Annotated in this window: 10 protein-coding genes; 7 read left to right on the top strand and 3 right to left on the bottom strand. The window is 67.3% G+C overall.

What is annotated here, in order from left to right:
* Nucleotides 1-1,310, bottom strand: a 1,310-nt coding sequence (gene hrpB, locus N7333_RS23180; RefSeq protein ID WP_279859443.1) for an ATP-dependent helicase HrpB, incomplete at its 3' end; no start/stop codon positions are given.
* 131 nt (nt 1,311-1,441) lie between these two features.
* Here hrpB and N7333_RS23175 point away from each other — a divergent pair.
* The 5 genes from N7333_RS23175 to N7333_RS23155 all read left to right on the top strand — a co-directional run bounded on the left by N7333_RS23175 (nt 1,442) and on the right by N7333_RS23155 (nt 4,368).
* Nucleotides 1,442-1,861, top strand: coding sequence for a hypothetical protein (locus tag N7333_RS23175; RefSeq protein ID WP_003240301.1), 420 nt, complete (start codon nt 1,442-1,444; stop codon nt 1,859-1,861).
* 4 nt (nt 1,862-1,865) lie between these two features.
* Nucleotides 1,866-2,744: a cation diffusion facilitator family transporter gene (locus N7333_RS23170; RefSeq protein WP_096825575.1), complete on the top strand. Its 879-nt coding sequence runs from the start codon at nt 1,866-1,868 to the stop codon at nt 2,742-2,744.
* Between the two features lie 362 nt (nt 2,745-3,106).
* On the top strand, nt 3,107-3,586 hold the full coding sequence (locus N7333_RS23165; protein WP_012019674.1) for an Lrp/AsnC family transcriptional regulator: 480 nt from the start codon (nt 3,107-3,109) through the stop codon (nt 3,584-3,586).
* 90 nt (nt 3,587-3,676) lie between these two features.
* On the top strand, nt 3,677-3,895 hold the full coding sequence (locus tag N7333_RS23160; RefSeq protein ID WP_003240295.1) for a DUF2788 domain-containing protein: 219 nt from the start codon (nt 3,677-3,679) through the stop codon (nt 3,893-3,895).
* Nucleotides 3,896-3,975: 80 nt separating this feature from the next.
* A complete protein-coding gene (locus N7333_RS23155; protein WP_096825574.1) occupies nt 3,976-4,368 on the top strand; it encodes a globin in 393 nt (130 codons plus the stop codon).
* A 194-nt stretch (nt 4,369-4,562) separates the two neighbouring features.
* Here the strand turns inward: N7333_RS23155 and N7333_RS23150 are convergent, their stop codons facing one another.
* Nucleotides 4,563-5,132, bottom strand: coding sequence for a pseudouridine synthase (locus N7333_RS23150; RefSeq protein WP_177491171.1), 570 nt, complete (start codon nt 5,130-5,132; stop codon nt 4,563-4,565).
* A 175-nt stretch (nt 5,133-5,307) separates the two neighbouring features.
* Here N7333_RS23150 and N7333_RS23145 point away from each other — a divergent pair, with 175 nt between their 5' ends.
* Nucleotides 5,308-6,339 carry an NAD(P)-dependent alcohol dehydrogenase gene (locus N7333_RS23145; protein ID WP_129482977.1) on the top strand — a complete coding sequence of 344 codons (1,032 nt, stop codon included), beginning with the start codon at nt 5,308-5,310 and terminating at the stop codon, nt 6,337-6,339.
* A gap of 59 nt (nt 6,340-6,398) precedes the next feature.
* Nucleotides 6,399-6,839, top strand: coding sequence for an acetyltransferase (locus N7333_RS23140; RefSeq protein WP_129482978.1), 441 nt, complete (start codon nt 6,399-6,401; stop codon nt 6,837-6,839).
* Here the strand turns inward: N7333_RS23140 and N7333_RS23135 are convergent.
* The coding region (locus N7333_RS23135; RefSeq protein WP_279859442.1) for a PLP-dependent aminotransferase family protein at nt 6,836-7,583 on the bottom strand (748 nt) is incomplete at its 5' end. The genes N7333_RS23140 and N7333_RS23135 overlap by 4 nt on opposite strands.

Here is a 7,583-nt window from a genome sequence, read left to right as displayed (position 1 = left end):
CCACGCAGCAGCAGATGGGCGATGCGCGGATGGCTGGGCAGCTCGGCCATGGCCTGGCCATGGGCATTGAGCGCGCCACGTTCGTCCAGCGCGCCGAGGCGACCGAGCAGATCCAGCGCCTGCGCGTAGGCAGCCGGCGGCGGCACGTCGAGCCAGCTCAGCTCCTGTGGCGTCACGCCCCAGCGCAGCAGTTGCAGGGCCAGCCCGGCCAGATCGGCCGCAAGGATTTCCGCACCGGAATAGGCGCTGAGCTGCTCGTGCTGCGCCTGCGACCACAGCCGATAGCACACACCCGGCTGCAGACGCCCGGCGCGGCCGGCACGCTGGGTCGCGGAAGCCCGGGAGATGCGCTGGGTATCGAGACGGGTCATGCCACTGGCCGGGTCGAAGCGCGGCACCCGCGCCAGGCCGGCATCCACCACCACGCGCACGCCGTCGATGGTCAGGCTGGTCTCGGCGATATTGGTGGCCAGCACCACCTTGCGCGTACCCGCCGGCGCCGGCTCGATGGCGGCGCGCTGGGCGGCCAGATCGAGCTCGCCATGCAGCGGGCAGAGCAGAATGTCGTCGCGCCCCGCCAGCGCCTCGCCCAGTTGCTCGGCGACGCGGCGGATCTCGGCCTGCCCGGGCAGGAACACCAGCAGGCTGCCGGGCTCGTCGGCCAGCGCCTGCTGCACCGTCTGCAGCACCCGTGGCTCGATCCACTCGCCTGGCTGAAATGGCGCGCCCCAGCGGATATCCACCGGAAACATGCGCCCTTCGCTGCGCAGCACCGGCGCCTCACCAAGCAGCGCCGCCAGACGCTCCCCTTCCAGGGTGGCGGACATCAGCAGCACCTTTAGCGGCGCCTCGCCGCTGCCTTCGCCGCGGAACATGGCGCGGCCGTTGAGGGTCAGCGCCAGGGCCAGATCGGCATCCAGGCTGCGCTCGTGGAATTCGTCGAAGATCACCAGGCCGACGCCTTCCAGCGCCGGATCGTCCTGCAGGCGGCGGGCGAGGATGCCTTCGGTGACCACCTCGATGCGCGTGTTCGGCCCCACCTTGCTGTCCAGGCGAATGCGGTAGCCCACCGTCTCGCCGACCCGTTCGCCCAGCTCGCTGGCCAGGCGCTCGGCGGCGGCGCGGGCGGCCAGTCGGCGTGGTTCGAGCATGAGGATGGTCTGTCCGGCCAGCCAGGGCGCATCGAGCAGCGCCAGAGGCACGCGGGTGGTCTTGCCGGCGCCGGGCGGCGCCTCCAGCACCACTTCGTGGCGGGCGCTCAAGGCATCGCGCAGGGCAGGTAACAGGGCATCGATGGGCAGGGCGTTCATGGTCTCTCCGCAGCAAGCCGGCGATTATAACGGCGAACTGCCAACCGCCCCGCGAGTCAGAAAGATCGAGCAGCAGTTTTGCAATCACCGCCTTGCTATAGTTGCGCCACTTTTTTCCATGGAGGTGCTCGATGCGCACGAAATCCCGAGTTATCGCCGGCGTTGTCGCCGCAACCCTGTTCACTCAACTGACCGCCTGCGGCACCATCTTCTATCCGGATCGTCGCGGCCAGATCGAAGGCCAGATCGACCCGTTGATCGCCGGGGCCAACGCCATCGGCATCCTGTTCTACGTGATTCCCGGCCTGATCGCCTTCGCCGTCGACTTCGCCACCGGCGCCATCTACCTGCCGCAGGGCCAGACCGCTCAGGTCGATCCGCAGCAGCTCAAGCAGTTGATCGGCGAAGACGGCAAGGTCGACCAGTACGCCCTCAAGGCGCTGATCGAAAGCAGCACCGGCCATCAGCTGCCGCTGGACGACCCGCGCCTGATCCAGCACAGCGGCAGCACCGAGCAACTGGCCGCCTACGGTCTGCGCCCGGCCGCCTGAGGCCATGCACGCGCCCCATGCCAGGCTGATGCGCCTGGCCACCCGGGCAGCGCTGACAGTAGCGCTGACCCTGGTGCTGGCCAAGGCCATCGCCTGGTGGCTGAGCGGCTCGGTCAGCCTGCTGGCGGGTCTGACCGATTCGCTGCTCGACAGTGCCGCCTCGCTGATCAACCTGATCGCCGTGCATTTCGCCCTGCGCCCGGCCGACGAGGACCACCGCTACGGCCATGGCAAGGCCGAGGCCCTGGCGGGTTTGGGCCAGGCGCTGTTCATCGGCGTCAGCGCGGTGCTCATCGGTCTGCAGGGCATCGAGCGCCTGCAGGCGCCGCAGCCGCTGGAGGCCGAGGGCGTCGGCATTGCGGTGATGCTGCTGTCACTGGCACTGACCCTCGCCCTGCTGGGCTTCCAGCGCAAGGTGGTACGCGAGACCGGCTCCACCGCCATCCACGCCGATTCCCTGCACTACCGCTCCGACATCCTGCTCAATAGCAGCATCCTGCTCGCCCTGCTGCTGACCCGCTTCGGCTGGCTGCAGATGGATGCGATCTTCGCCATCGGCATCGCCTTCTACATCTTCTGGAGCGCCATCAGCATCGTGCGCGGCGCGGTGGCGGTGCTGATGGACGAGGCGCTGCCCAGCGAGGTCAGCCAGCACATGCACCAGCTCGCCTGCGCCGTGCCCGGCGTACTCGGCGCACACGACCTGCGCACCCGCGTCTCTGGCACCCGCTGGTTCGTCCAGTTGCATCTGGAGCTGCCGGGCGAGATGAGCCTGTCCGAGGCGCACGCGCACTGCGTGGCAGTGGAGCGAGCGATTCGCGAGCATTACCCGAGATCCGAAGTGCTGGTGCATGCCGACCCGCCCGAGGTCGTCAGGCACTGAGACTGGCCCCTCGACTGCCGTAGCCGGCCTCGCGATTGGCCATTTGCAGGCCATAAAAAAGGGGCCTTGCGGCCCCCTCGGGGAATCTGTCCGGTACTGGCGATGTTGTCGCCGCTTTCGTCGCCCGCCTGGTTGGGCAGTGCGGACCCGGGTGCCGGTGCGGTCCGGTAGGACCGTCGGCGCCGGCTCACCTGGTTGGGCGAGTCCGGTAGGACTTGTCGTCCGGGCCGTGAAACTGAGAGAAAGCTTACGCCTGTGGCGCCGAAAGAAGATTGCGAATATTGCTTATCGACCAGGCTATTGCGCAATTTTCACCTAAAGGATCATCATTGCTCGCAATTCGATAACGGGGACCGCGCGCAATGAACAAACTCGACCGCTACGACCTGAACATTCTTGCCGAATTGCAGCGCGACGCCGGGCTGTCCAATCAGGAACTGGCCGAACGTATCGGCCTGTCGCCCTCGCCCTGCTCGCGCCGGGTCAAACAACTGGAAGACGATGGCTACATTCTCGGCCAGGTGGCGCTGCTCGACCGCAAGAAGCTCGGCCTGAGCCTGACCGCCTACGTGCTGATCGGCATGGACCGGCATACGCCGGAGCGCTTCGAACATTTTCAGGAACAGATTCGCAAATGCCCGGAGGTGCTGGAGTGCTGCCTGGTCACCGGCATGGACGCTGACTACCAGCTGAAGGTGGTGGTACCGGACATGGATCATTACCAGAAGCTGCTGCTGGGCACCCTGACCCGCATCGATGGCGTATCCAGCGTGCGCTCGAGCTTCGTGCTGCAGCAGATCCTGTCCAGCACCCAGTTGCCGTTACAGCACCTGCGCGACTGAAAGTCGCAGGGAGAAACGGATCATGCCGCGGTCCAAGACAGGGCGCGTATAATCCCCGCCCTGTTTTTTCCGTCCGAATCCCGAGGTCCCATGGAAACCGAACAATTCGAAGCCCTGATGATGTACGTGCTGGTCGGCGGGCTGATGCTGTTCATGTTCTTCATCATCTGGGACCTGGCGAAGAAGTCCAAGGCCGGCCGTCTCGGCACCGCCATCCTGTTCCTCGGCCTGGGCCTGTGCCTGTTCGCCTTCCTGGCGAAACCCATCATCACCTACATCATCGAGACCGCACGCGGTATCCACGGCTGACGTATCGCCCAGCGCCCGCCACGCGTCCGATCGATTCAGGGCCGCCTTGGTGAGGCGGCCAGCAACCCAAGGAGTTACACATGAGCGCCGCCAATCTGGTGATGCAGAGCTATGGACGCTGCTGCGCCAGCCCCGCCTTCTTCGACGATTTCTACCGCCACTTCCTCGCCAGCTCGCCGCTGATCCGCGAGAAGTTCGTCGATACCGACATGAGCGCGCAGAAGCAGCTGCTGCGCCAGGGCATCATGAATCTGGTGATGCATGCCCGCGGCATGCCGGACACCAAGCTGCGCGCCCTTGGCGAATCGCACTCGCGCCAGCGCCTGGATATCCGCCCCGAACTCTACGACCTGTGGCTCGACGCGCTACTGCTGACCATCAGCGAACACGACAAGGAGTGCGACGCGGACATACGCCAGGCCTGGCGTGAAGTGCTGAACAAAGGTATCGCCGTGATCAAGGGCGGTTATTGATTCAGGTCATTTCGCCAGGGTCGGCCTCTGCGACAAAACGTCCGCTGCGCGGTGCGCCTCACCGATCACCGCGGCCGTCGCCGTTCTCCTCCTGTACCCGTCGTCCAGCGGCGACACGGGAACCCTGGTGCGCGCGGCGCACCCTACGGGGACACCGGCGCCGTGCGCACCCACTTCGCCGGCAGTGGCGTTCCCTATGGCAATAACGCCGGGACCTCGCACCATTGACCAGGTTGCAGGCCACTCAACGTCCAGGGGCCGATGGCCACACGCACCAGGCGCAGCGTGGGCAGGCCCACCGCGGCGGTCATGCGCCGCACCTGGCGGTTGCGCCCCTCGCGGATCACCAGCTCCAGCCAACTGGTCGGCACGCTCTTGCGAAAGCGCACCGGCGGATTCCTGTCCCACAGCTGCGGTTCGTCCAATAGCCGCGCCTCGGCCGGCAGGGTCGGGCCGTCATTGAGCGTCACGCCATCGCGCAACTGCTGCAGCTGCGCCTCGCTCGGTTCGCCCTCCACCTGCACCCAGTAAGTCTTCGCCAGCTTGTGCCTAGGGTCGGCGATGCGCGCCTGCAGGCGGCCGTCGTTGGTCAGCAGCAGCAGGCCTTCGCTGTCGCGATCCAGGCGCCCGGCCGGATAGACGCCGGGCACCTCGACGAAGTCCTTGAGGGTGGCGCGGCCCTGCTCGTCGTTGAACTGGGTCAGCACGTCGAACGGCTTGTTCAGCAGGATCAGCCGCGGCTGCGCGGGCGGCGCCTTGGCCACACGGTGCGGGGTAGCGGGACGGCGACTGGCAGGAGGACGAGGGCGAGACATGCGACAGGCTTCGGTGGAACTGGGCCTTGCAGTGTAACTCACGATAAGCGGCGCTGATGGTGCTTCCCCGCCGCGACGCGGCGACTAAGCTGCTGATTCCCTCCCCTCGAAACAGGAGTCAGCCATGAGCAGCAGCGCCGAACTCGCCACTTTCAGCGGCTGGGCCGCCACCGCGCCCAAGGCACCATTGGAGCCCCTGAGCTACGACCCTGGCCCGCTGGGTGCCGAGGAAGTCGAGATCGCGGTGGAATACTGCGGCATCTGCCACTCCGACCAGTCGATGATCGACAACGAATGGGGCAACGCGCGCTACCCCTTCATCCCCGGTCATGAAGTGGTGGGCACCGTCGTCCGTCTCGGCGAGCAGGCGCGCGGCCTCAAGCTGGGCCAGCGCGTCGGCATCGGCTGGTACAAGGGCAGCTGCATGCATTGCGGCTCGTGCATGGAGGGCTCGCACCAGCTGTGCCGTTCGGTGAAGCCGACCATCGTCGGCAGCCACGGCGGCTTCGCCGACCGCCTGCGCTCGCACTGGGCCTGGGCCGTGCCGCTGCCCGACGGGCTCGACCCGGCATTGGTCGGCCCACTGTTCTGCGCCGGCTCCACGGTGTTCAGCCCGCTGCTGGAATTCGACATCAAGCCCACCGACCGCGTCGGCGTGGTCGGCATCGGTGGCCTCGGCCACCTGGCGCTGCGTTTTCTCAACGCCTGGGGCTGCGAGGTGACCGCCTTCACCTCCTCGCTGAACAAACAGGACGAAGCCAAGCGCCTGGGCGCGCACAAGGTGGTGGCCTCCACCGACAGCGCAGCGATGAAGGCGATTGCCGGCACGCTGGATTTTCTCCTGGTCACCGCCAGCGCCGATCTGGACTGGCAGGCGTTGATCGCCACCCTGCGTGGCAAGGGTCGCCTGCACTTCGTCGGCATCGTGCCCAGCGCCATCCCGGTGCACGTGTTCAACCTGATCCCGCAGCAGAAGAGCCTGTCCGGCTCGCCAGTGGGCTCGCCGAGCACCATGGCGACCATGTTGGAGTTCTGCGCCCGCCACCAGATCCTGCCGCAGGTCGAGCAATTCCCCATGAGCCAGGTGAACGCGGCCATCGACCACCTGCGCAGCGGCAAGGCGCGCTATCGCGTGGTGCTCGACGCCAGCAAATGACAGCATGGGCGCGGAGCTGGCATGCTCTGCGCCCCGCTTCATCCAAGATGCCTGCCCTCATGCCACTGACTCTCGACACCCCCAGCCCTGCCGAACTGCCCACCCTGGTGGAAATCTGGGAGGCCGCCGTGCGCGCCACCCACCACTTCCTGCCGGAGAGCGACCTGCAGGTAATCAAGCCGCTGCTGCGCGAGCAGTATTTCCCGGCCGTGCAGCTGACCTGCGCACGCGATGATGCGGGGCGAATCCTGGGTTTTCTCGGCACGGCCGAGGGCATGGTGGAAATGCTCTTCGTCGACCCGGCCTGTCACGGTCAGGGCGTGGGCAAGCGGCTGATGCGCCACGCCATCGACGAGCTGGGCGCTACGCGGGTCGACGTCAACGAGCAGAACCCGCAGGCCGTTGGTTTCTACCAGCACCTGGGTTTCGTGGTGACCGATCGCTCGCGTCTGGATGGCGGCGGGCGGCCCTTTCCGATTCTGCATATGTCTCTTGGCTAAACGGGCCAGGCTGCGACTATCCCTTCCAATGCACGCTTGAGCTCAACCCGGCTGGCCGCCGCGGCGAGGCTGATGCGCACCGCATGCCCCGGATTGGCCTCCACCGCGAATACCTCGGCCGGCACCACCTCCACGCCATGCTGCCGACAGGCCTCGGCCAAACCGGCCGGCGGCGCGCCATCGAGCCACAGATGCGGCGCCACCGCCCTGCCCTGCGGCATGCGCGGCCCGAGCACCCGCGCGGCCAGGCGCCAGCGCTGCTGCAATTCCTCGATCTGCCAGGCCAGGCGCCGTTCGGCGATGCCGCTTTCGACCCATTCGCAGGCCAGCGCCAGGCTCAGCGGCGTCACCGCCCAGCGGGTGGCCTGGGCTTCGGGGTCGATACGCTCGAGCAGCTCGGGTGCGCCGGCGATAAAACCCAGGCGCAAACCCGGGGCCACGCTCTTGGACAGGCTGCTGATCAGCAGACAGCGTTCGGCCACCTGCACCGCCAGTGGCGCCGCGCTGCCGAGCACGCCGTAGACGTCATCCTCGACGATCCACAGCTCGCGTCGGCGCGCCACCTCGGCGATGGCGGCGCGCCGCTCGGCGTCCAGACTGGCGCCAGTGGGGTTCTGCAGGCAGGGGGTAAGCACCACCACGCGAGCACCGGTGGCACGTGCCTGGCGGTCGAGCTCGTCGGGCAGGATGCCGCGCTCGTCCATCGCCACGCCATGCAGCGGCAGGCGCAACTGGCGCGCGGCG

Origin of the sequence: Pseudomonas sp. GD04158 (genome assembly GCF_029834875.1) — a bacterium.
GTDB classification, from domain to species: Bacteria; Pseudomonadota; Gammaproteobacteria; order Pseudomonadales; family Pseudomonadaceae; genus Aquipseudomonas; species Aquipseudomonas hydrolytica.
Note: the sequence above shows the minus strand (reverse complement) of the source record. Positions and strands in the feature narration are given on the sequence as shown.